The organism is Methanothermobacter sp. K4, assembly GCF_022014235.1.
Taxonomy (GTDB): Archaea; Methanobacteriota; Methanobacteria; order Methanobacteriales; family Methanothermobacteraceae; genus Methanothermobacter.
The window spans coordinates 84,781-106,061 of sequence record NZ_JAKLTD010000003.1 but is presented as its reverse complement, the minus strand read 5'-3'; the positions used below and the strand labels follow the sequence as shown (position 1 = coordinate 106,061).

Annotated in this window: 28 protein-coding genes; 9 read left to right on the top strand and 19 right to left on the bottom strand. The window is 48.2% G+C overall.

The features are described from left to right. Positions 1-23 precede the first annotated feature (23 nt). From cbiT to L5462_RS07405, 3 genes are all read left to right on the top strand, one after another. A complete protein-coding gene (gene cbiT / locus L5462_RS07415) occupies positions 24-593 on the top strand; it encodes a precorrin-6Y C5,15-methyltransferase (decarboxylating) subunit CbiT (protein WP_237780142.1) in 570 nt (189 codons plus the stop codon). An 18-nt stretch (positions 594-611) separates the two neighbouring features. Next, the gene (locus L5462_RS07410; protein WP_237780141.1) at positions 612-1,370 is read left to right on the top strand and encodes a hypothetical protein; all 759 of its coding nucleotides are present in this window, start codon (positions 612-614) and stop codon (positions 1,368-1,370) included. A gap of 152 nt (positions 1,371-1,522) precedes the next feature. Beyond that, positions 1,523-1,726, top strand: coding sequence for a pseudomurein-binding repeat-containing protein (locus tag L5462_RS07405; protein ID WP_013295413.1), 204 nt, complete (start codon positions 1,523-1,525; stop codon positions 1,724-1,726). Here the strand turns inward: L5462_RS07405 and L5462_RS07400 are convergent. From L5462_RS07400 to cbiM, 14 genes are all read right to left on the bottom strand, one after another. Further along, positions 1,716-2,315, bottom strand: a complete 600-nt coding sequence (locus L5462_RS07400) for a molybdenum cofactor guanylyltransferase (protein ID WP_237780140.1) — start codon at positions 2,313-2,315, stop codon at positions 1,716-1,718. The two genes, L5462_RS07405 and L5462_RS07400, sit on opposite strands and share 11 nt — an antisense overlap. 27 nt (positions 2,316-2,342) lie before the next feature. After that, complete coding sequence (guaB, locus tag L5462_RS07395; RefSeq protein ID WP_237780139.1) at positions 2,343-3,824, bottom strand: IMP dehydrogenase; 1,482 nt, start codon at positions 3,822-3,824, stop codon at positions 2,343-2,345. A gap of 32 nt (positions 3,825-3,856) precedes the next feature. After that, positions 3,857-4,567, bottom strand: a complete 711-nt coding sequence (locus tag L5462_RS07390) for a (5-formylfuran-3-yl)methyl phosphate synthase (protein ID WP_237780138.1) — start codon at positions 4,565-4,567, stop codon at positions 3,857-3,859. A gap of 102 nt (positions 4,568-4,669) precedes the next feature. Then, entirely contained in the window at positions 4,670-5,860 is a 1,191-nt protein-coding gene (locus tag L5462_RS07385) for an LUD domain-containing protein (protein ID WP_237780137.1), read from the bottom strand. A 55-nt stretch (positions 5,861-5,915) separates the two neighbouring features. After that, positions 5,916-6,599: a (Fe-S)-binding protein gene (locus L5462_RS07380; RefSeq protein WP_237780136.1), complete on the bottom strand. Its 684-nt coding sequence runs from the start codon at positions 6,597-6,599 to the stop codon at positions 5,916-5,918. 102 nt (positions 6,600-6,701) lie between these two features. After that, positions 6,702-7,832: a glycosyltransferase family 4 protein gene (locus L5462_RS07375; RefSeq protein WP_237780135.1), complete on the bottom strand. Its 1,131-nt coding sequence runs from the start codon at positions 7,830-7,832 to the stop codon at positions 6,702-6,704. 27 nt (positions 7,833-7,859) lie between these two features. Beyond that, complete coding sequence (locus L5462_RS07370) at positions 7,860-8,186, bottom strand: DUF2304 domain-containing protein (protein ID WP_237780134.1); 327 nt, start codon at positions 8,184-8,186, stop codon at positions 7,860-7,862. Positions 8,187-8,223: 37 nt separating this feature from the next. After that, on the bottom strand, positions 8,224-8,919 hold the full coding sequence (locus tag L5462_RS07365; RefSeq protein ID WP_237780133.1) for a glycosyltransferase family 2 protein: 696 nt from the start codon (positions 8,917-8,919) through the stop codon (positions 8,224-8,226). 80 nt (positions 8,920-8,999) lie between these two features. After that, positions 9,000-9,584: a flavodoxin family protein gene (locus L5462_RS07360; RefSeq protein ID WP_237780324.1), complete on the bottom strand. Its 585-nt coding sequence runs from the start codon at positions 9,582-9,584 to the stop codon at positions 9,000-9,002. A gap of 20 nt (positions 9,585-9,604) precedes the next feature. Then, complete coding sequence (gene ribC / locus L5462_RS07355; protein WP_237780323.1) at positions 9,605-10,063, bottom strand: riboflavin synthase; 459 nt, start codon at positions 10,061-10,063, stop codon at positions 9,605-9,607. Between the two features lie 12 nt (positions 10,064-10,075). Then, on the bottom strand, positions 10,076-10,912 hold the full coding sequence (locus L5462_RS07350; protein WP_237780132.1) for an ATP-binding cassette domain-containing protein: 837 nt from the start codon (positions 10,910-10,912) through the stop codon (positions 10,076-10,078). 81 nt (positions 10,913-10,993) lie between these two features. After that, entirely contained in the window at positions 10,994-11,758 is a 765-nt protein-coding gene (gene cbiQ / locus L5462_RS07345; RefSeq protein WP_237780131.1) for a cobalt ECF transporter T component CbiQ, read from the bottom strand. A gap of 21 nt (positions 11,759-11,779) precedes the next feature. After that, positions 11,780-12,067, bottom strand: a complete 288-nt coding sequence (locus tag L5462_RS07340) for an energy-coupling factor ABC transporter substrate-binding protein (RefSeq protein WP_237780130.1) — start codon at positions 12,065-12,067, stop codon at positions 11,780-11,782. A gap of 1 nt (position 12,068) precedes the next feature. Further along, positions 12,069-12,737, bottom strand: a complete 669-nt coding sequence (gene cbiM / locus L5462_RS07335) for a cobalt ECF transporter S component CbiM (protein ID WP_237780129.1) — start codon at positions 12,735-12,737, stop codon at positions 12,069-12,071. 208 nt (positions 12,738-12,945) lie between these two features. Here cbiM and pyrF point away from each other — a divergent pair, with 208 nt between their 5' ends. Next, positions 12,946-13,599 carry an orotidine-5'-phosphate decarboxylase gene (gene pyrF, locus L5462_RS07330; RefSeq protein WP_237780128.1) on the top strand — a complete coding sequence of 218 codons (654 nt, stop codon included), beginning with the start codon at positions 12,946-12,948 and terminating at the stop codon, positions 13,597-13,599. 110 nt (positions 13,600-13,709) lie between these two features. Here pyrF and L5462_RS07325 read toward each other — a convergent pair whose 3' ends face one another. The 4 genes from L5462_RS07325 to L5462_RS07310 all read right to left on the bottom strand — a co-directional run bounded on the left by L5462_RS07325 (position 13,710) and on the right by L5462_RS07310 (position 16,506). Then, positions 13,710-14,237, bottom strand: a complete 528-nt coding sequence (locus tag L5462_RS07325; protein WP_237780127.1) for a hypothetical protein — start codon at positions 14,235-14,237, stop codon at positions 13,710-13,712. Continuing rightward, entirely contained in the window at positions 14,230-15,159 is a 930-nt protein-coding gene (locus L5462_RS07320; protein WP_237780126.1) for a deoxyhypusine synthase, read from the bottom strand. Before L5462_RS07320 ends, L5462_RS07325 begins: the two co-directional genes overlap by 8 nt. A 186-nt stretch (positions 15,160-15,345) precedes the next feature. Further along, positions 15,346-16,227, bottom strand: coding sequence for a CBS domain-containing protein (locus tag L5462_RS07315; protein WP_237780125.1), 882 nt, complete (start codon positions 16,225-16,227; stop codon positions 15,346-15,348). 96 nt (positions 16,228-16,323) lie between these two features. Further along, a complete protein-coding gene (locus L5462_RS07310) occupies positions 16,324-16,506 on the bottom strand; it encodes a hypothetical protein (protein WP_237780124.1) in 183 nt (60 codons plus the stop codon). A 68-nt stretch (positions 16,507-16,574) separates the two neighbouring features. On the opposite strand from L5462_RS07310, the gene L5462_RS07305 reads away from it, so the two are divergent. The 3 genes from L5462_RS07305 to L5462_RS07295 all read left to right on the top strand — a co-directional run bounded on the left by L5462_RS07305 (position 16,575) and on the right by L5462_RS07295 (position 19,234). Beyond that, positions 16,575-17,591 carry a B12-binding domain-containing protein gene (locus tag L5462_RS07305; protein ID WP_237780123.1) on the top strand — a complete coding sequence of 339 codons (1,017 nt, stop codon included), beginning with the start codon at positions 16,575-16,577 and terminating at the stop codon, positions 17,589-17,591. A 49-nt stretch (positions 17,592-17,640) separates the two neighbouring features. Beyond that, positions 17,641-18,711 (top strand): sensor histidine kinase, encoded by a 1,071-nt coding sequence (locus L5462_RS07300; protein WP_237780122.1) that lies wholly within the window; start codon positions 17,641-17,643, stop codon positions 18,709-18,711. Positions 18,712-18,778: 67 nt separating this feature from the next. Then, entirely contained in the window at positions 18,779-19,234 is a 456-nt protein-coding gene (locus L5462_RS07295) for an NUDIX domain-containing protein (protein ID WP_237780121.1), read from the top strand. A 52-nt stretch (positions 19,235-19,286) separates the two neighbouring features. On the opposite strand, the gene L5462_RS07290 is transcribed toward L5462_RS07295, so the two are convergent. Next, positions 19,287-19,511, bottom strand: coding sequence for a TIGR04165 family Cys-rich peptide (locus L5462_RS07290; RefSeq protein ID WP_237780120.1), 225 nt, complete (start codon positions 19,509-19,511; stop codon positions 19,287-19,289). Positions 19,512-19,655: 144 nt separating this feature from the next. On the opposite strand from L5462_RS07290, the gene L5462_RS07285 reads away from it, so the two are divergent. Then, positions 19,656-20,165 carry a nitroreductase family protein gene (locus L5462_RS07285; protein WP_237780119.1) on the top strand — a complete coding sequence of 170 codons (510 nt, stop codon included), beginning with the start codon at positions 19,656-19,658 and terminating at the stop codon, positions 20,163-20,165. Between the two features lie 72 nt (positions 20,166-20,237). After that, positions 20,238-21,224 carry an ATP phosphoribosyltransferase gene (locus L5462_RS07280; RefSeq protein WP_237780118.1) on the top strand — a complete coding sequence of 329 codons (987 nt, stop codon included), beginning with the start codon at positions 20,238-20,240 and terminating at the stop codon, positions 21,222-21,224. Positions 21,225-21,281 lie beyond the last annotated feature (57 nt).

Sequence of the window (21,281 nt, the reverse complement as noted above, 5' to 3'; positions counted from 1 at the left end):
AGTGAGTTTAACGGTGGTGTGAGTTGATACCTGACCATGAATTTATAAAGAACCCCTCTGTACCAGGCCCAACAGCCATGGAGGTGAGGTGCCTCCTTATGTGCCTTGCAGATCCCCGGAAAGGGGACACTGCAGTTGATGTGGGGTGTGGCACCGGTGGAGTGACCCTTGAACTTTCAAGGAGGGCTGGAAGGGTCTATGCAATCGATAAAAGCCCCGATGCGATTTCAACAACAGAGATGAACCTTAAGAAGCATGGACTGGGGGATAACGTCACCCTGATATGTGGTGATGCGGTGGAATCTCTCTCTGAAATTGATGCCGTGGATATAGCTGTAATCGGGGGAAGCGGCGGTAAACTGGGGAAAATACTTGAAGTGGTTACAGATAAACTTAGAGATGGTGGAAGGATCCTTATAACCGCAATACTCCTTGAGACAAGGTGCGAAGCCGTGAAGTACCTGCGAGACCTTGGATTCGATGTGAACATAACCGAGCTGAGCATAACAAGGGGCCGTGTACTTGAAAGGGGAACCATGATGGTTTCAAAGAACCCCATTGCAGTGGTTTACACAGAAACTTCAGATTACTGAAGATTCTAAGGTGGTGGTATGAACTCAAGGTTAAACTGGAAATTCAGGCTGGGGATTCTGCTTGTACTTGTATCAGCATCCATCTACCTTATCCTCTACTTCATATTCCATAAGCCAGAAACTGAACTTTTCTATATCGGCATAGACCTTGCATTTGTGCCCCTGGAAATTCTGATAGTTGTTATAATCGTGGAGGCTGCCATATCCCGGCGGGAACTTGTTGAGAGACTTGAGAAACTCAACATGGTCGTAGGGGCATTCTTCAGTGAGGTGGGCACCGAATTCCTTAAGAGTGTATCCCCATTCGAGTCAAATACAGATATGATTGCATCAGAACTTAAGATAGATGCATCATGGAGTCCAGAGGATTTTAAGGAAATGCTCAGAGATATAAGGGGATGCGAATTTGATTTTGAGCTGGGGTCCCCTGAAAGTATTGAGCTCCTCAAGTACCTGAAAGTTTTCCTCACGTCCCGGAGGAAGTTTCTCCTGGGGCTTCTTGAAAACCCCAATTTACTTGAGCATGAAAGCTTCACAGACATGCTCTGGGCGGTCTTTCATCTCATGGAGGAACTTGAAGCAAGAGAGGACCTCTCATCTCTACCTCCCACAGACTATGAGCACCTGGCCGGTGACCTCCAGAGGGCCTATTCTGCCGTCGTGTCCGAGTGGCTTGGATACATGGAACACCTCAGTGAAAACTACCCCTACCTCTTCTCACTTGCCGTGAGGAAGAACCCCTTCAACAGTGATGCGCGGGTGGAAATTCTTGAGTGATACCCTAAAGAGGCCCATAAGAGGAATATAAAGATACACATGCATTCATATTTTAATTTAAATTTTTAATAATGTCTTTTTTCGAAAATAAAATCGCATAACTTATATATTATAACAGAGAGATTATAAAAAAACTCCAATGGTTGATATCCATGGAACGTTTGACCCTTGAGCAGTATAGGGAAATGGTTAATGAGATAATCGAATTCAAGAATCTGTACGGGTCTTTACCGGAATATGCCCTGGTCGATGGGAAGAAAATCCATAAAGAACACTACATCGACATGATCGAGAGGGTAAACAAGTTTGTTCTTGAGATGGGAAGGAATCCACGCACAGTTGATATCAGATCCTGAGGTCCTCCGGCCGGTTGAAGTTCCTGAAACTCCGAAGGGTTGGATCCAGACTGATAGCGTCTATGCGGCAGGATTCAATGGAGTCAAGGAGAACCCTAACCCTCCTTTCATTTTTGGCGAGCAGACCCTCTATGTGATCCCTTATTTTTACCGAGTAGATTGAGTGGAGTGGCTCAGGTAGGCCATCCCTTGAGGGTACAATGGCATCACACCTACCCCCCATCACCCTGAAGGCATCCTTCATATTCAGGAGGAACTCCCCGGTAACAAGGGGAGAATCACAGGGCAGGAAGAGTGCTGCGGAACCTGATATTCTCCCAAGGGCCGTGAATATACCCCCCAGTGGACCGACACCAGGCACCTCATCTGTGAGGATCCTGATACTGGAATCAAGAAGGTGCCTGTAATTGCCTGCCTGGCTGCTGTCACGGAGGACCACAGCAACCTCACTGAAATAATTCAGGAGTTTATCTGTTATTATCTCAATGAATGCCCTTCCATCCATCACAAGAAGGCCCTTATCTGATCCCATTCTCCTGCCCATTCCCCCGCAGAGGACCACAGCAGAGTTCAGTTCACGGTTCTTCATGGAATCTGAAATTACAGAAAAAATGAGTTATTTGAGTGTGGGGTAGTTGGGGCTTTCATTGGTTATGAGAAGGTCATGGGGATGGCTCTCCTTGATACCGCTTGATGTTATCCTCACAAGCCTCGCCCTCTCCTTCATCTCACCGAGATCTGCGGCACCGCAGTATCCCATGGAGGCCCTTAGACCTCCAATGAGCTGGAAGAGGACCTCGCTCACCGTTCCCTTATATGGGACAACACCCTCAACACCCTCAGGGACAACCTTGGTGTGCTTCATGTGTCCCTTGGGCTCCTGGAAGTACCTGTCTGTCCCGGCACCTATACCGCCGGTCATTGCACCCAGGGACCCCATGCCACGGTACTGCTTGTACTTACGGCCATTCATAACAACAACGTCCCCCGGGGCCTCATAGGTACCTGCAAGTAGATTCCCCAGCATGACACAGTCTGCCCCAACTGCCACTGCCTTTGCAATATCCCCTGAGTACCTTATACCACCATCGGCGATCACAGGCACATCGTACTCTGCTGCCACATCAGCCACCTCTGCTATTGCGGTGAGCTGCGGCACACCCACACCTGCAATTATCCTTGTGGTGCACATTGAACCTGGCCCTATACCAACCTTAAGGCCATCAACGTCCTGTGCTATGAGGTCCTCTGCAGCCTCCCTTGTTGCGATGTTACCCACTATGAGGTCTGCGTCTATCTCCCTCTTCATTTTCCCGGCGCTCTTAACCAGGTTCATGTTGTGTCCATGGGCGCTGTCGATTGCCAGTATATCTGCCCCTGCATCATCAAGTGCATGGGCCCTTTCAAGGTCAAATGGTCCTGTGGCCGCTGCAACCATGAGGTAACCGTCACTGTCCCTTGATGCATTGGGGTACCTCTTCCTCTCAAGTATATCCTTCATGGTGAGTATACCCACGATCTTCCCGTCCTTCACAACAGGGAGCCTTTCAACCTTGTTCTCGTAGGCTATGTCAAGGGCCTCTGATGGGGTTACCGATTCATCAACCGTGACAACATCCCTTGTCATCACCTGGTCAACCTTTCTGTCGGCCTCGGAGTTGAATATGGGCTCAATGTCCCTCCGGCTTATTATACCTATGAGTATTCCATCCTCAACCACGGGCAGCCCGCTGATCTCCTCCTGATCCATTATCTCATGGGCCTCCCTGAGGGTGGAATCCGGTGAGATCGTTATAACATCCCTTATGGTGAGATCCCCGGATCTCTTGACCTTCTTGACCTGCTCCACCTGGTCCTTGATGCTCATGTTCCTGTGGATAACACCCATCCCACCCTCCTGGGCCATTGCGATGGCCATTTCGTACTCTGTAACGGTGTCCATTGCAGAGCTTATTATGGGTATCTTGAGTCTGATATTCCTTGAGACCCTTCCAGATGTCTCCACATCCTTCGGTTCCACATATGATGCCTGGGGAAGAAGGAGAAAATCATCAAATGTGTAACCTGTTTCTGCTTCCTTCAATTTTTTCGTGTACATTATTAACCACCTGAGAGGCCGCCAGGGTTATTTCAGAAGCTTTCTATCAGTTCTTTGAGTTCCCTCACAGCTGTCCTGTGGATCCTGCCAGTGTTGCGGTCTCCACCCACACATGCGGCGCCCCTTATGCCAACCACATCACATCCAATATCATGTAATGGTTTGAGGTGCTCCCTTCCAACGGACCCTGCAAGGGCGGATTTCAGTCCATGGTCCCTGGTTTCTGAGACGAATGATTCCAGCCGTTCCATGTCCATGAAATCGAACAGTGACTTACCATCCTTTACAGCGGTGTCAAGCATTGCAAGATCGGCCCCTGAATCTGCAGCGACACGGGGTATCTCCATTGGGTCCACTGCACCCACACGGTGGGCGTCGGCATAGCCAGCCGCAACGACGATTGCGTCGGATTCATCCTTAACCGCCCTCACAACGTTCTTCATGACATCAACAGCCTCTTCATAGTTCCTTGTCCCGTATAGGCCGACCTTTATGTAGTCCGCCCCTGATACGAGGGCCCCCATGGCTGCCAGCGCCACGGTCCCTGGTTTGTAGGGCACATCACCCAGGGTGGCGCTCACAAGCATCTCATCAGGTGTCATCTCCCTGACCCTCCGGATAACCCACGGGAAGTTGGCCCCAAGAGATCCCTCGCTGGGGTTCTTAACGTCAACTATGTCTGCACCGCCTTCTATGGCTTCAAGTGCCTCCTCTGTGTTAACTGGACTTATCAATAGAAGCAAACCAATAACCTCCTGGTAAAAATTATGGAATGATATCCCAAGAAACATTACATGATAATTTTTTTAATTTATCTAGAACAGCACCCTTTTATACCTTTCTTTTCAGAGTGGTGAACCCCTTCTTTTTATCCTCTCAGCCACCCTCAGATGTGACCTGTGGTATAGACCAGCGGCATTGCACTCACCCCTGAGCCTCTCCATGAGCGATGCTGTTGGCGTCCCCACCGGGCACTTCTCTGTGCAGAGGCCGCAGAGGGTGCACATGTAGAGTCCTGATTCAACCGCTGTTTCTCTATCGGCAAGGAAGGAACTCATAACAACGCCCCTCCCCCCAAGGTAACCCCTGTACCCGAACCTGTTCCCGACAGCATTGTAAACCGGGCAGCTAACTATGCAGCTCCCGCAGCCTATACAGAGGAGAACCTCAGGGTAAGCTGAGGATCTGCCATTATCAACTGCAACTGCAATTACCCTTGATGCGCCGTACATGCCCCTGAGGAGCATCTTCTCTATATCAGCTGTCTTTGATGGTCCCGAGATCACATTTATGTATGATGGGACCCCTGTACCTGTTGCATAGGCGGTTTCGAGTTTCACAACTGACACAGCATCCTCTATTTCATGTACAAACTTATCTATTCCAAATACCAGTATATGGGTGTCCATGAGGGATAGCCTTCCCACATTACCCTCATTGTGGACTATAACAGCCGCTCCATCATGTGCTGCCACGGAATTTGCCCCTGTCACTCCATTTGTGCATGATCCGATTTTACTGAGAATATCCTCCCTTACCGCCTCCATTATCTCATAAGGATCATCTGAAATATCAACCCCCAGCTTCTCCCTTACTATCTCAGCTATTTCAGAAACTCCCAGGTGAAGTGCCGGTCCAACAGGATGTGCTGGTTTCTTAATTCCTGCAAGCTGAAGTATCCGATCCCCCAGATCTGTCTCAATAACCCTCACGCCTTTCCTTTGGAGATAATCAGAAAGGCCTATCTCAGAGAGGGTGTTGGATTTGGACTTTGCAACAGGATCCCCATCAAGTGACTCATGAATTATCCTGCAGGCCTCATCAGCATCCGCCGCAAGATGGAATTCAACACCGTTTTCCATGAAGCGTCTCTGTGCCTCTGACAGGAGCTCCTCCATTTTTTCAACTGCCAGCTCACGTATCCCTGCCACCCTGTCTTTCAGCCCATCAAGTTCTGGAGTGTCCAGGAGTCCTATACGCCTTTCGTCAAGTTTGCTGAAGGATATCCTCATCTGACGGATTTCATCATCATTCAACCTTCATCCTCCCCAATAATTTCAGATATCCCCATCTGACGAATCTCATCATCATTCAACCTTCATCCTCCCCAATAATTTCAGATAGAAGCTCTGTTATGTCCATTACCCTCATGGAGGTGGATTCAAGGTTCATGCGGCAGAATGGGCAGGATGTGCAGAGTACATCGGCCCCCGTCCTCTCAGCTTCATCTATGCGTGATGATGCAACCCTGGCTGATATGTCGCTGTGGGCTGACCTCAATCCACCCCCTGCCCCACAGCACCTTGAGTCCCTCCCATGGTGTTCCATTTCCCTGAAATCTGTAAAAACCTTGAGGATCTCCCTGGTGGCGTCCTTCTCGTCTGTGTGCCTTGAGAGGTGACAGGGGTCATGGTATGTCACCCTAAGGTCGGTTTTATCAAATTCAATGTCACCTGCATTTAAAAGGTCAAGGATAACCTGTGAGATGTGTTTCACCCCTATCCCGTAGCCCATCCTCCTGTAGTCCTCGGTGAGTGTCCGGTAGCATCCAGCACATGATACGATAACTTCCTTTCCCTGGAGCATTTTTCCTGTCCTGTGAATCTGCCTTTCAGCATCCTTAAGAAATCCCGTTCTAAGTAGTACCGAGCCACAGCAGGTTTCATCGTCCATAACCCTGTATTCAAGTCCTGCTGCCTCGAGAATTTTCTCTGTGGCCTCTTCTATTACTGTTAGTCTTTCCCTTGCAAGACATCCCCTGAAGTAGATAACCATGATATCAGTTATGCCAGCGACTCTATTAATATGTTGGAGTTTTCAGGGAAAATGAAATGAATTCTGTTGTTGGAAGGAGATGCTGCAATCTCAAAGAAAAGATCAAATGCAACCTTTAACCTCTCTCAGGATCTCCTCAAGTTTTTTACCGATTGCATCTGCACTGTAATCCCTGAAAACATCCGATGCCTCCTCTGTGAGTCTTCCGTGGAGTTCACTGTCAGATAAAAGGGTTCTGAGCTTATCTGCCAGGTCCCTCCAGTTGCAGGGTTCAAAGAAGAGTCCGCCCATCTCCCTGCTTGCCTCCATTACAGGGGGTATCCGTGAAGCCACAAAGGGTGTCCCGCAGCCCATTGCCTCCACAACGACTATACCGAAACCCTCCACCACACTTGGAAGGCAGAAGACCCAGGACTCCGCTATAACCCTCAGGACATCCTCATGTTTCTCCACAAACCCCAGAAATTCAACCCTATCCGCCACTCCAAGTTCAGATGCAAGGTCCCGGAGCTCCCCCTCAAGTGGACCAGTACCTATTATCCTGCACTTCAGGTCAGGAAAATCGTCTGCCAGAACTGAAACCGCCCTTATGAGGTCCCCTATTCTCTTGTATTCAACGAGCCTCGAAACGCATGCAATGGATGGGCTGGGGGTTTTCTCAGCCAGGGGCGGCCTGAAGTCAACCATGTTGTGGACAACTGAGACCCTCTGCCAGGGGTACCTCTCAAGTATCTTCCTGGCGGTGTACTCTGACACCGCTATTATCCTGTCAAACCTCCTTGAGAGGGTGTATCTCTCAAGTATCTCGCCGAGTATTCCTGAAAAACCAATGTTTTTGAGCCATTCACCGATCCAGACATCATGGTAACGTGCCAGGGCCTTCGCATTGGTTTTCCTTGCTATCATCCAGGCCACAGGATGTGTTATGAAGTTGTACCCTATAACAGCGTCAGGTTCAAGTTTCAGGCCCTCCCTGTAGGCTGAAAGCATGAATGATACTCTCCCCACTATGGAGCCTGCCTGCACATAGGACCTCATGGGGCCGCAGCAGATGACATCCATGTTTCCACTGGTGTATCCATCAGGATTTTCAGGTGTCCTTGATGTTAGGACCGTCACTTCATGTTTCTCTGATAATTTAAGGGCCTCGTTGAATGCACAGGCCTCTGCTCCGCCCCTTATGCCGAGTTCCTCACCTGCTGGAAAGTACTCTGTCACGATACATATTCTCATATCAATCACTGAGATGTGGAAGTGGATCTACTCATCATCCCCTCTAAGTGCAATCTCATGTACAAGCTCTGTTATCTCCTGCTGTAGCCTGTCCACCATCAGGTATATCCTGAAGAGCAGGTAGTAAGCCCCAAGTATGCCTATTATGAGGAGAAAATCAAGACCCCTACCTATTCCAAGGATGTTCGCGATTTCAGTCGAAAAGGAGGGTATCAGTGAGAAGAATATGACGGAAACCCAGAGTATCAGCCACAGTATGAGGCCGCCAGGGGACGTCCTGGAATCCCTGAACCTCAGAACGGAGATCAGTATCCCTGCAATTCCAATTAAAATTCCCAGAACCTGGTATATCATGAACCCACCGCCTTTTTAAGTATTCATTGGCAAAAAACTAAATCTTTCGGAATATATTGAGAAGAAGCCTCAGGAGTATCCTTATACCCACCGATGTGCTTGTTCCCTTGGCAATTGTTTCAGGCGTATATATTGTCCTTATTGTAACCTCGCGCATTCTGAGGTCATTCCTGCTGATCTCCCCTATGATCTCTGACGAAACACCGTAGCCCCTGCTTTTTATATCAATAAGTGATGCTGCCCTGGATGTGAATGCCCTGAGACCAGACTGGGAATCCGAGACCCTGCACCCATAGAAGATCAGGGTGAGGAGGTTCATTATGGTGTTCCCAAGGTTCCTTGAGATGGGCATGTCCGCGAAATCTCTCCTTCCAATAACCACATCTGCAGAACCCTCCAGGAGGGGTTTTAAGACCCTTTCAATGTCGTCGGGGTCATGCTGCCCATCGGCATCGAAGGTCACCACATAGTCTGCACCCTCCTTCAGGGCAGCCCTGAGACCCGTCCTGAGGGCCGCCCCGAGGCCCCTGTTTATGACGTGGGTATAGACGGATACCCTGTCATTCGTGGAGGATATCCTTTTGAGTATCTCTGGCGTCGAGTCCCTTGAGCCGTCGTCAACCACCAGAACCCTGTAGCCCCTTTCAAGGAGGGCCTTCAGGACATCATCTATGGTCCTCTCCTCATTATAGGCCGGCACAACCACGGTGACATTTCCTGGTATCATTGGCATTCACTCATACATCTGTTAACCATGAATCTTCATTGGATTATGTGGCATGTTACAGTCGAACAGCGAATACTCCTGCTCAATTAACCATGAATCTTCATTGCAAGGGACGCTACCCTTCTTCCAGTGTTCCTGGCCGTATCAATACCTGCAGTATCATCTGCAGAGTCCCCCTTTGCACCTCCGACACCTGTACCCCCATAGTGGGCTGTTGGTGCCGCATCACCCACAACCACAGCCTCGTGTATCAGGAAGAAGTTGTGTATGTCACCGCATGCTGTCTCCTGGCCACCGTTCCTTGAGCCCCCGACGGTTACTGCCCCTCCAACCTTATCTGATAATCTGAAATTGCTCCTGAGGGGCCTTGTCCTGTCCATGAACATCTTGGTCTGGGCTGTTACAGAGCCAAAGTACACCGGGCTCCCGATTATTATCCCATCAGCCTCTGCTGCGAGCTCAATCACCTCATTGAGGTCATCGTCGATATCACATTCCCCTTTAGTCTTACATGAGTCACAGGCCCTGCAGGGGTTTATGTCCCTGCCTGCGAGCCTCACAAGCTCGGTTTCGGCACCCTCACGGGCAGCGGCCTCAAGGGCCTCCCTGAGCAGGATCTCAGTGTTACCATTTTTTCTTGGACTTCCACAGATTCCAATAACCTTAACCATCATATTCACCTCCAATCTATTTAGAGGGGCCCCACATCCGGTTTGCCCTCACGCATACCCATCCCAGCATCCCGTGTCAGCCTCTCTGGCCTGAAGAGCATCATGATGAGGTTCTGGGCATGTTCCCTTGCCCTGTTATCTGCAAGAACCTTCAGGTCCTCAGGGTCATCCTCCTCATCCTCATGGACAAATACCTCAAGTATATGGGTGTTTGTCATAAGCTGGGCCTGTATGAGGCCAGTGGATGCCTCATGGGCACATACCTTATCCTTCTCCTCTGGACCTGGCATTCCGAGGGCCATGACCATTTCACAGCCCTCCTCCTCGATTAATTTTTTGCAGGCCACCGGAAGATCCTTTATCCCCGGGACCGTTCTCCTTATGATCTTTATACCTGTGGCGTGCTTTTTAAGTTCATCGATGGCCGCACCACCCATGTCGTACCTTGCAAAGGTTGTGTCACAGATCCCGACCTTTATCATGATATCACCCTATTTCAGCTGATCGCGGAGTTTTCTCCTGGCCTCCCCGATTGTGAGGGGGTATGGTTCCCCGAATGGTAAATCATCCTCCTTCTGAAGTATCTCCACAAGGTGTGCTATCCTTGGAAGGCGGAGGTTGGCGCCCCTTATGGTATCTATATCTGAGAAAACATCTCCCGGTGTTCCCTCACTTATTATCTCTCCCCCACTTATTATGTATATCCTGTCAGAGTAGAGGGGTGCCAGGTCAACATCATGGGTGGATATGATTATGGTCATGCCCTCCTCATTCAGCTCATGGAGGAGTCTCAGTATCTGCGATGCCCCCCTGGGGTCAAGGCCGGAGGTTGGCTCGTCCAGTATCATTATATCAGGTTTCATGGCGAGTATCCCTGCTATTGCAACCCTCTTCTTCTCACCGCCGCTGAGGTGATGTGGGGGCCTGTCCTCGTAGCCTGACATTCCCACCTTCCGCAGGGCGTCCTTAACCCTCTCCTCAACCTCATCATCAGGGAGTCCCAGGTTGAGGGGTCCAAATGCAACGTCCTCGTCAACCCTCGGTGCGAACAGCTGGTCATCAGGGTTCTGGAACACAATTCCAACCTTCTGCCTGACTTCTATGAGTCCTGATTTGCTGTAGTCGATTTCTCTGCCATCTACCAGTACTTTCCCGCTGGTTGGCTGCAGTATGCCGTTGAAGTGAAGGAAGAGTGTGGACTTTCCTGCCCCGTTGGGGCCAAGAAGGGCCACCACCTCACCCCTCCTGGCATGGAAATTTATACCCTTCAGTGCCTCGGTGCCATCCGGGTAGGTGTACCTGATATCTACTGCCTCAATAATCTTCATGTTCACACCACTGGAAACTGACCATATGATGAATAGTGTTCATTTAATATTTAACTGTGCCCCGGTGGTATCCTCACAGAATTAGAAGATGCCACCCTTTGATGTGAAAAGAAGCCCCACTAAAAGTAAACCATCAAATAATGCTATCATGACCGCTTCACGGGTTCCGATGGATTGCCTTCTGATGGATGGCATGGTCCCCTGATAGCACCTCGCCTCCATGGAACGGTACACGGTCTCACCCCTCAGCCAGGACCTTATAAAGAGGTTACCTGCAAGGAGCCCCATGGACCTGTAGGAATTTCTAATACCGCTGTAGCCGAGCCTTGAATCCTGGGCATGATACATCACCGATGCCTCCTCAATGAAAACAAATATGGACCTGTACATGAGGAGGGCTATTTCAATGAAAGCCGCCGGAAGACCCAGCCTTCCAAGTTCATGGAAGACCTCATTGAGGGGTGTTGTGAGTGCAAGAAAGGCAAGGCAAGAAAAACCGCCGAGTATCCTTGAAAATACAAGAATACCCGTCTGCAGGCCGTCACTGTAGACCGTGAGGCCCATGAATGTTACAAGGGGGTTCACACCAAAGAACAGCGCCATGAGCACGAGTGTCAGAACACCGAATCCCACAGGGATGGCAGCAAACCGCAGGTAGTATGAGGCAGGTATATCCGCTGCAAAGAGAATCAGGAGTGTCATTAAAAATGTGATTATGAGTGGTATGACTGGATTTGGTGAGAGGACTGATATTATCATCGTGATAATGGCCAGGCTCATCTTAAAGCCGGTGCTCATGTTTCTGAGGCCATTGGTATGTGCATAGTGGTCAACAGATATGTTCATCGCCCTCACCATCAAAAAATATCATTCGGGGGATTCGCCCCTTCCACGGTAGTAGCCAAAAACGTATCCTATTATGAGGGCGCCTATGGCGGCCTGGAGCGCAAATAGCAGGCTCTCTATCTCACCACTTGGTGGCTCCCATATGGGCTGGAACCAGGGTTTATACCCTGTTTCGGATATTGCCTCGCCGGCACTGTCATCTGCCCCTCCAAAGTAACCCTCATCCTCTCCAAGTCCGCTGTAGATTACAAGGGGTGCTATGGCAATCACCGCAACTGCAATGAGCATTATAATGTGTCTTTTATCCATTTTAACCCTCCACAGCAGGTTTTCCTATAACCTGAAGTTTTTCCATTATATCCGGTTTGAGCTTGAGGATGTTCTCAAATATCACCACGGTGAGAAGGCCCTCAGCAACCGCCAGTGGAAGCTGGGTGTAGGCGAATATCACCATGAACTTCACAAGGGCTTCCATGAACCCTGGTTTAGGGAATGCAACCGCAAGCTGGACTGATGTTGTCACATATGTCATCAGGTCCCCCAGAAACGCTGCGAGGAACACCGAAGCAGATGATGGTATCGCTGACCTTGTGATCCTGTAGATTCCCCAGGCGCAGAGCGGACCAATGATACCCATGGAGAACACGTTTGCCCCCAGGGTTGTTATGCCACCATGGGCAAGGAGCAGTGCCTGGAATATTAGAACAATGAGTGCCATGACAGATGTGACTGCAGGGCCGAAGAGTACGGCCCCAAGCCCATTACCTGTGGGGTGTGAACAGCTACCAGTTACAGATGGAAGTTTAAGGGATGATAGAACAAACATGAATGCCCCGCTAACTGCAAGAAGCGGTTTTGCCTCGGGCCTCTCCTCTGAAATCCTTATTATCTTTATTAAACCATAAACTATGACAGGTGCCGATAGAAGATACCAGAAGAGACACCACTCGGGTGGCAGAAATCCTTCCATGATATGCAATTTATCACCTTCTTGAATCTTTCTAAAGTAAACTTTAAGATATGAGTATATAATATTTTCTATAATTTCTGATTTAAATTAAAGTTTTCTTGAGAGGTGTGTTTGCCCAGATGAATGACATAACTCCTGTTATTCCACATACCAACACACCACCAAACACATCATATCCCAGAAAAATAGATAACATAACTCCAATAGAATGGTTAACATGAAAATCAAAAACAGACTCATCCTTGCAATGGACCTCATGGACCCCGGTGAAGCCCTCAGGGTCACTGGAGAGGTCGCTGAATACATTGACACGGTTAAGATAGGGTACCCCCTGGTACTCTCAGCCGGTATTGAGGTTATCGGGGACTTCAGGGAGAACTTTGGCTGCAGGGTGATAGCCGATTTCAAGGTGGCGGATATACCTGAAACCAATGAGAAGATATGCAGGGCCACCTTCAGGGCAGGAGCCGATGCGATGATAGTCCATGGATTCACAGGTGCAGATAGTGTAAGGGCATGCCTAAAGGTTGCAGATGAAATGAAAAGAGACGTTTTCCTGCTGACGGAAATGTCACATCCAGGTGCAGAGATGTTCATACAGGAAGCCGCAGATAGAATAGCAGAGATGGGCGTTGAACTCGGCGTCAAAAACTATGTGGGCCCCTCAACAAGGATAGAGAGGCTTTCAAGACTCAGGGAGATCATCGGCCCCGAAGCACTCATCATATCCCCAGGCGTGGGTGCCCAGGGCGGAGACCCCTCTGAAACACTGAAATTTGCAGATGCTGTGATCGTTGGAAGGTCAATATACCTTGCAGAGGACCCCTCTGCCGCTGCAGGTGAGATTCTGGATTCAATAAAAGGTAAATAATTCATTTTAACTTTTGATGTCCCGCCAGGTCCATAAAAAACTGTCAGAGAAACTATTTATCCACTGTGACAGCTTAAATACACAACAACAATCAGGGACCAAGCGAACACCTAAATCCTGATTCTTCCTGCAATTTCATAGGCGACCTCAAAGAGTATGAAAAAAAGTACCGTCACAGGACCAAAATCTGTATCTGAAACTCCAAGCAGTGAAATAACAGCAAGGAGGACTATCACAGCCTTGAGGGAGAACCTGTAATCAAAGAAAAACCTGAAAAAACGACCCTTTTCGTATACCCTGGGGTTATCATTACCATATTCATCAATGTAGGCTCCCGCTGTGCATACAACAAGAGCGGGGATGCTCAGTGAGGGCACTCCACCCAAAAAAAGAACCAGAAGGAATACCACTGCAGCAATCGCATGGCTGGGGCAGTCTATCTTACATGATATGAGGGTGCCTGCAAATATGCCGAGGAATATACATGCAGCCGCCGTATCAGCAGTGGAGAGAATACCCGAGGAAACTCCACATAGGGCACCCGCCACCATCCCTGTGAGGGGCTTTCCCCACTCATCCTCGGCGTCATCCGCAACCTTCATGAGGAAACCTGAAACAGGAAAAAGAAGTTCAATCATAAAAAGACCTCAGACCTCCATCAACCCCGTCAGAGAGTGCAGCTGAAAGTATAAGTGGAAACAGGGCTGTTGCATCCCCAACCACCGTTACAAGATTCGAACCCGCCTGTGCCTTGGCCCATGATTTGGCCTCCTCAAGGGGGGCGCCGCTGAGGCTTCCAGTTTCACTTCGATCCATGGTTATCTGAATCGCGGCATCCACGCCACCCCTGAGTAGGGTGGATGCGAGTGTGTAATGCTTTGGAAGCCCCCCTCCAAGTATAACAGCCCCTATCCTCTCATGGCTGAATACAAGGTCAGAGAGGCTGTGCATATCCCTCACAGCATCGAGGCATACCCTGTTGTCCTGTGTGTACATCCAGAGCTGGAGGCCAAGCATGCTGTCAATGATACCCGGGGCATAGATGGGAACACCCCTCATGTGTGCCGTTCTTATGATGGACATTTCATCCTTCAGATGAGCCCCTATATCGTCAATGAGTTCCTGAATTGAAATATGGGGTTTTGATTTGAATATGGATGAGAAGATGTCCTGCATCCTGGCTTCAAAGACCTCAAAGTCCTCTGACCTTGTGTATATGTCACCTATACGACCTATCCCCTCCTCATGAAGCCTTTCATCATCGAATCCATATTCCCTGTAATGGGCCCCTCCAAAGGCCTCAATGAGGTCATGTGTAAGGTTAGCCCCGCTTGTTATTAGTGCCGATATAACCTTCTGATCTATGAGATCCCTTATGATCCTCCTCATCCCTCCAGGGACCAGTGGTCCCGCCACACTCATGAATAATCCCATTTCACTGTCATTAATCATTTCACGGAGCAGCCCTGCTGCCCTGTGGACCCTGCCTGCTCCAAGGACCCCTGAACGACCCATCTCCCTTATAAGGTCCCCTGCCTTCATGTCAGGTTTTATATTCATATGATTCACATTCAAAAGTAACACTTCCCATTATAGTGATAAATGCATGAACTCCGTGAGCACCCAGAGAACTACAGAATTGTTGCACATTAATATATATCCAGATATCTATTAAATATTCAGAGCTCTAATATGAATCCCTGATTTTGCTGTACCTTTACTTAAAAATCAGGAAAAACTGAAGTCTCAATCGAGACCCGCTATACTGTCAAGGATATCTGTACGGGTTATTATACCTTCCAGTTTACCCTCGCTGTCTGTAACAATCAGTCTTCCTATATTGTGTCTGTTCATGATTTCTATCGCATCAGAGATCATCATTTCAGGTTTAACCGTTATTATATTTTTTGACATGATCTCTGAAACCGGCATATTCTCGGTACCCTCTGCTATGGATGCTGTTATGTCGCTGAGGGTCACTATGCCCTTCACCTCATCGTCCTCCACTATCGGGGCACCCTCGATTCCCAGTGATGATAGTTTAACCGCGGCATCCTTCACACTAACGTCAGGGGTGAGAGTTATGAGGTCATGGGTTGCAACCTCCTCAACCGTCCTCTTGGGTATGCTCCTTATGGCGGTGGTGTCCAGGAGGATTATGTTATCCATATCATCCCTTCCCACAACAACCCCGTCAACAACTAGTTTGTTAACCGGTGTTGGGCCTATCCGCACATGATCACCCAGGTCAAGTTTCCTTATGCTGCCAACCAGTTTTATTGCGGCCTCACACTCCCCCGGATCAGGGATGCTTGTGAACTCTATCTTTGCAACAGAAAGGTCATCGATTCTCTCACCGTCCCTGTAGATGGGGACGGCGGTTTCCCTCCCTGTTGATGATATGTTCAGCTGATGATATGCCTTTATGGTTGGCTTGTATCCCCCGCGCGGTCCGGGGACTCCCTTCACAAGTCCCAGACTTCTAAGGGACTGCATCTGGTTTCTTATGGTGCCCGGATTTCGGTTCATTATGGCTGCTATTTCCTCACCCTTGATGGATTTGCCGTTTGAATTTCTGTAGAGGTTGATGAGCGTCTGGAGTATTTCCTTCTGAACAGAGGTAAGCATCTTAACACCTGATGATCCATTATGAATAATAATTATAATTATTTTTAATTAATATGTTTTTTTATGTTGTATCAATTAATAAACCTTAAAAGCTGATCATCTGCTGATTTTCCCATCCCTCTTAAAGTATATGCAGTGTGTGGGGCTACCCGGTCCCATGGGGTGCCTGCAGTAAAGTTTAACCTCTCCAAGATCCTCAAGGACAACCTCGCATCTGTAGATGCATTCAGGACACTCTCCTGTGGTCGAAATTATCCTGAAACCCTCTGATGAATTCATAGTTAACACTGCAAAAAATGATAAATCTCTTATTGTGGTTCCAACTTAAATATATTGGGGTGCTTTAATTGGGGGTCAATGTTTCAAGGGAATCCCTTGTATCCGCGGTATATGACGATCTTAAGGGTAAGGGGCTTGTAAGCCCCGAAGATAAGGAGCTGTGCATACAGGACATAAATTACCATCTGGACTACCTGGAGGAGGCAATCAGAAATACAAGTCCAGAACTCTTCGAGGACTACGTCCTCTGGGCCGATGTACTTCTCAGGAACCTCGGGCTTCCTGAAGAGTGCCTCAGGGGTTCGCTTAAAAGTATAGAAAAGGTGATGATGGAAAGTCTAGACGATGAAACCGCTTCCCTTGCTTCCGGTTACATCTCAGGGTCCCTAAGGAAACTTGAAATGGAACATAAACCGCCAAGCTACATCAGGGATCAGCCACTGAGGGACCTTGCAGAGAGGTACCTTGAACTTGTTCTGAATACAGAGGCAAAAAAGGCCCGGGACCTCATAATCTCATCCCTAGAGTCCGGTGTGAATGTTGAGGATATATACCTCCATGTTTTTGAGCCGGTCCAGCATGAAATCGGCAGGCTGTGGCAGACCAACCAGATATCGGTTGCCCATGAACACTATGCAACATCAGTGACACAGATGATAATGTCAGAACTCTACCCATACATATACCGGGCATCAGACCGGAAAAACCTCAGGCTTGTTGCTGCATGTGTTAACAATGAACTGCATGAGATAGGAATAAGGATGGTCAGTGATTTCTTTGAAATCAATGGCTGGGATTCCGTTTACCTCGGGGCTAACACCCCACCAGAGGATTGCAGGAAAATCGTGGATGAGCTGAAACCTGACCTTGTTGCTGTATCAGCCACCATGACCTTCAATGTTGGACATGTGAGGAGTCTCATAGAACTATTTGGAGAGCTGGATGATGCTCCACCCATAATGGTGGGGGGCTACCCATTCAATGTGGACACTGACCTCTGGAGAAAGGTTGGCGCCGACCTGCACGCTGCCAGTGCCTCCAGCGCTGTGAGGGTGGCTGAAGAATTCCTGGGAATAGAACTATAGTAGACCAGAATCGTATTAAAAGACTCCATGTACTATTGAAGGTTATAAAATGGATGATAATGGACCTGAGGGTGTTTTCCTTATCCTGAGGAAAGATGGACTCATCGAGGAAATAATAGACCATGGTTCTGGCATACCCCTGAGCGTAGAATCCTTCGTTGATCTTATGGATAGGGGTAGCCAGGCAAAGGCCTCCCTTTTTATACAGGAAATCAATGATAAGGGGGCTGCATATAACTGGGAAATGAATTTAAAGAACCTTAAAACCTACCATTTTTCAGGTTTTATGGCTGATGAAAGGATCTATGCTGTTGGCGCAGCCAGAAAGGAGGATATGATAAAAATCTACCGCCTTGTTGATACTGAGCTGCCTGAAACACCAGGAATGGGTCCATCTGCTGGTGAGGATGTGAGAGAAGAACTTTTTGATGAACTCACAAGGCTCAACAACCAGCTTTCTGCAGCCAGAAGAGAACTTCTAAAGAAGAACATGGAACTGGAGAGAGCCCTCAAGGAAAAGGAGATGCTCCTCCGGGAGATAAACCACAGGGTCAAGAACAACCTCATGATAATCTCAAGCATCCTCAATATCCAGTCAAGGTATGTGAAGGACAGGGATGATCTAATGCTCTTCAGGGAGGCCCAGTCAAAGGCCAGGGCAATGGCCATGCTTCATGAGCGGCTTTACACTTCAGGTAAACACAGGAGGGTCGAATTTGGTGAATACCTGAGGGGACTTGTGAGGGACCTCTACCAGACATTCCTATCGGATCCGGGCCGCATAGCCCTTGAGACAGAGATAGATGAAGCTGAACTCGATATAAATACTGTCGTCCCCCTGGCACTCATTGTAAATGAACTCTTCACAAATGCAATCAAACACGCATTTCCTGAGGGAAGGAAAGGTAAAATAAGGGTTTCGTTTAAAAAAGGAGGTGAGAGTTATATTCTTGAGGTGGAAGATGACGGCGTAGGTCTTCCAGAGAACTTTGACCTCTACACCACATCCAGCATGGGTATGCAGCTTGTAAGAAGCCTTACTGACCAGATAAATGGTAACCTCAAAGTTGAATCAGAGGGTGGGACCCGTTTCTCGGTTGAGTTCAGGGACTGGAAGTAGCCCAGCAACCATTGCAATCGATACCCCGTTTATATATTTAGAGTCCCAATCATAAACAGGGATTCTTATGGTGGGAAGTGTTTATATACTGGCGGTTAGGGCATTCATTGAGGATGATAACGGAAGGGTCCTGATAATCAAAAGATCGGAAAATTCAAAGACCAACCCATCCACATGGGAGCTTCCCGGTGGGAAGATAGGTACCGGCGAGTCCATTGAGGAGGCCCTTAAAAGGGAGGTCAGGGAGGAAACAGGTCTTGAAATCACCCCCAGCGAGGTCATGGGGGTCGTTGAACAGAAATTCCCGATAATAAACGCTGTTCATATAATAATCAGGTGCAGGGCCTCTGGTAATGTGAAGCTGAGCCACGAACATGAGGGCTTTGCATGGGTTGAACCTGATGGTCTCCCAAGGTACAGACTTGCAGACTGGCTCGCAGACTTTTTGAAAGATATAAAGGTAGAAAGAAATGATGAAGGGTTCAGTTTAAGGGATATTCTTGGATTCATAAGAAGGTCATGAATACTGATCAGTCTGAAGGCTTCTTAAACATCTGCCCTATAATTTGAACCCTCTAATCAAGTGAAACCTTCTTAACCTCTATACTGCACTTTCCTCCTTCACAGTACTCAAATACATATCCACATTTACTGCATTTTATGGCCCCGACTATCTCCTGGTCCTCAGGTATTCCGGCCTCTTTCAGTTTTTCCTTGTTCTGGGGGTATTTAACCGTTGATACGTCCTTATCCACCTCGCCACACTCGGGGCATGGCTTTTTTAAATCCTCGACCCTCATAGTATCACTCGTTCGTATTCTATAGAACTATTATGGGTTTCCCAATATATAAAGGTCACTCTTCATATAGTTTTAAGGTGAGCTGTGGTGAAGAAAACAATATCACCACAGAGTCACTGTTCACATAGTTGTAAGGTGAGGTAAATGGAGGTCCTCGAAGCAATTAAGACAAGACGAAGTATAAGGAAATACACCAGGATGGATGTACCGGATGAACTGATCCAGAAGATACTGGAGGCAGCCATGTGCGGACCATCAGCGGTTGATCAGAGACCATGGCATTTCATAGTAGTGAAAAACAGGGATATGCTTGAGAAGATACCAGAGGTGCATCCCTACGGGGCAATGGTAAAGGATGCTCCAGTTGCAATCATAGTATGCTGTGATACCCGCCTGGAAAAATTCCCTGGATTCTGGGTGCAGGACTGCTCCATTGCATCACAGAATATACTCCTTGCAGCCCACTCCCTTGGTCTTGGTGCGGTCTGGACAGGTGTATACCCCCTTGAAGACCGTGTTGAGGGTATAAGAAGGCTTTTCCAGATTCCAGACCACGTTATACCCTTCTCAGTGATACCCATAGGTTACCCTGCAGAGGACCCTGGTACAAGGGACCTGTTTGACCCTGAAAGGATACATGTTGAGAAATGGTAAGAAATCATTTTAATCGATGGACCTAGAAACAGTTACAAAAGTTAAGATGATCAACTGATTACAGGTGAAACTATGAAGATAATTCTGGGATTACCCAAGGGTAGTTTGAACAATGTTAACCGTGGAAACACCTACAGGCTCTTCAAGGATGCAGGTTACGAGGTTAAAGGCTATGAACCCGGACGTGAAGAGAACGAAATAGAAATCACCAACGACCCTGAAATAAAGGCTTACCTCACAAGACCCCAGAGTGCGCCGGTGGAGCTCAACCGTGGGATGCTTGATATTGCAATAATCGGTGAGGACTGGGTGCGTGAGGAATCCATAAACAGTGGCGATGAATCCATAAAAAAGATAGGAGACCTTGATTACGGTCAGACAAGACTTATAGTGGCCCTTCCCAGAGAGGAACCCTACATATCACTGGAGGACTTCTTCCTGAAAAATGCTGATAGGAAAACCCCTATACTCTGCTTCACAGAGTATCCCAACCTCACAAGGGACTTTTTCATGAATAACCCTGGTTACAGGGAACTATTCGGCGATTCAAGACCCGTAGTGCAGATAAGGGGTCTCAGGGATGGCGACAATGAAATGGTCCAGATAATAAACTCGGATGGTGCAACCGAGGTTTACATCGCCAAGGGCGCAGACCTCATAGTGGACAACACCCAGACAGGAAGCAGCCTGCGAAAGGCTGGCCTCAAGATAATTGACACCATAATGGAATCAAGCGCCGGCCTCTACGCTGGGCCATCATGTACCGGGGAAAAACTTGAAAAGGCTGAGATGATATTCAAACAGCTCTACGGCGCCACCAAGGCAAGGAACTACTTCGATGTTAAATTCAACATAGCAAACCACAGGGCAGAGGATGTCGTTGAATTCCTTATGAAGATGGAGTACTGCTCAGATGAGCCAACCGTTGTGCCGGGGAGGGAATTTTCACAGATCAACGTCCTCATAGATAAAAGGAGATTCCCTGAAATGCTTGAGGAGATAAAGGGCTTTGGAGCATCAGCAATAGTACGGGAAAACGTGAAACAGTACATAAGATAGTGAGCATCAGCAATAGTACGGGAAAACGTGAAACAGTACATAAGATAGTGAGCATCA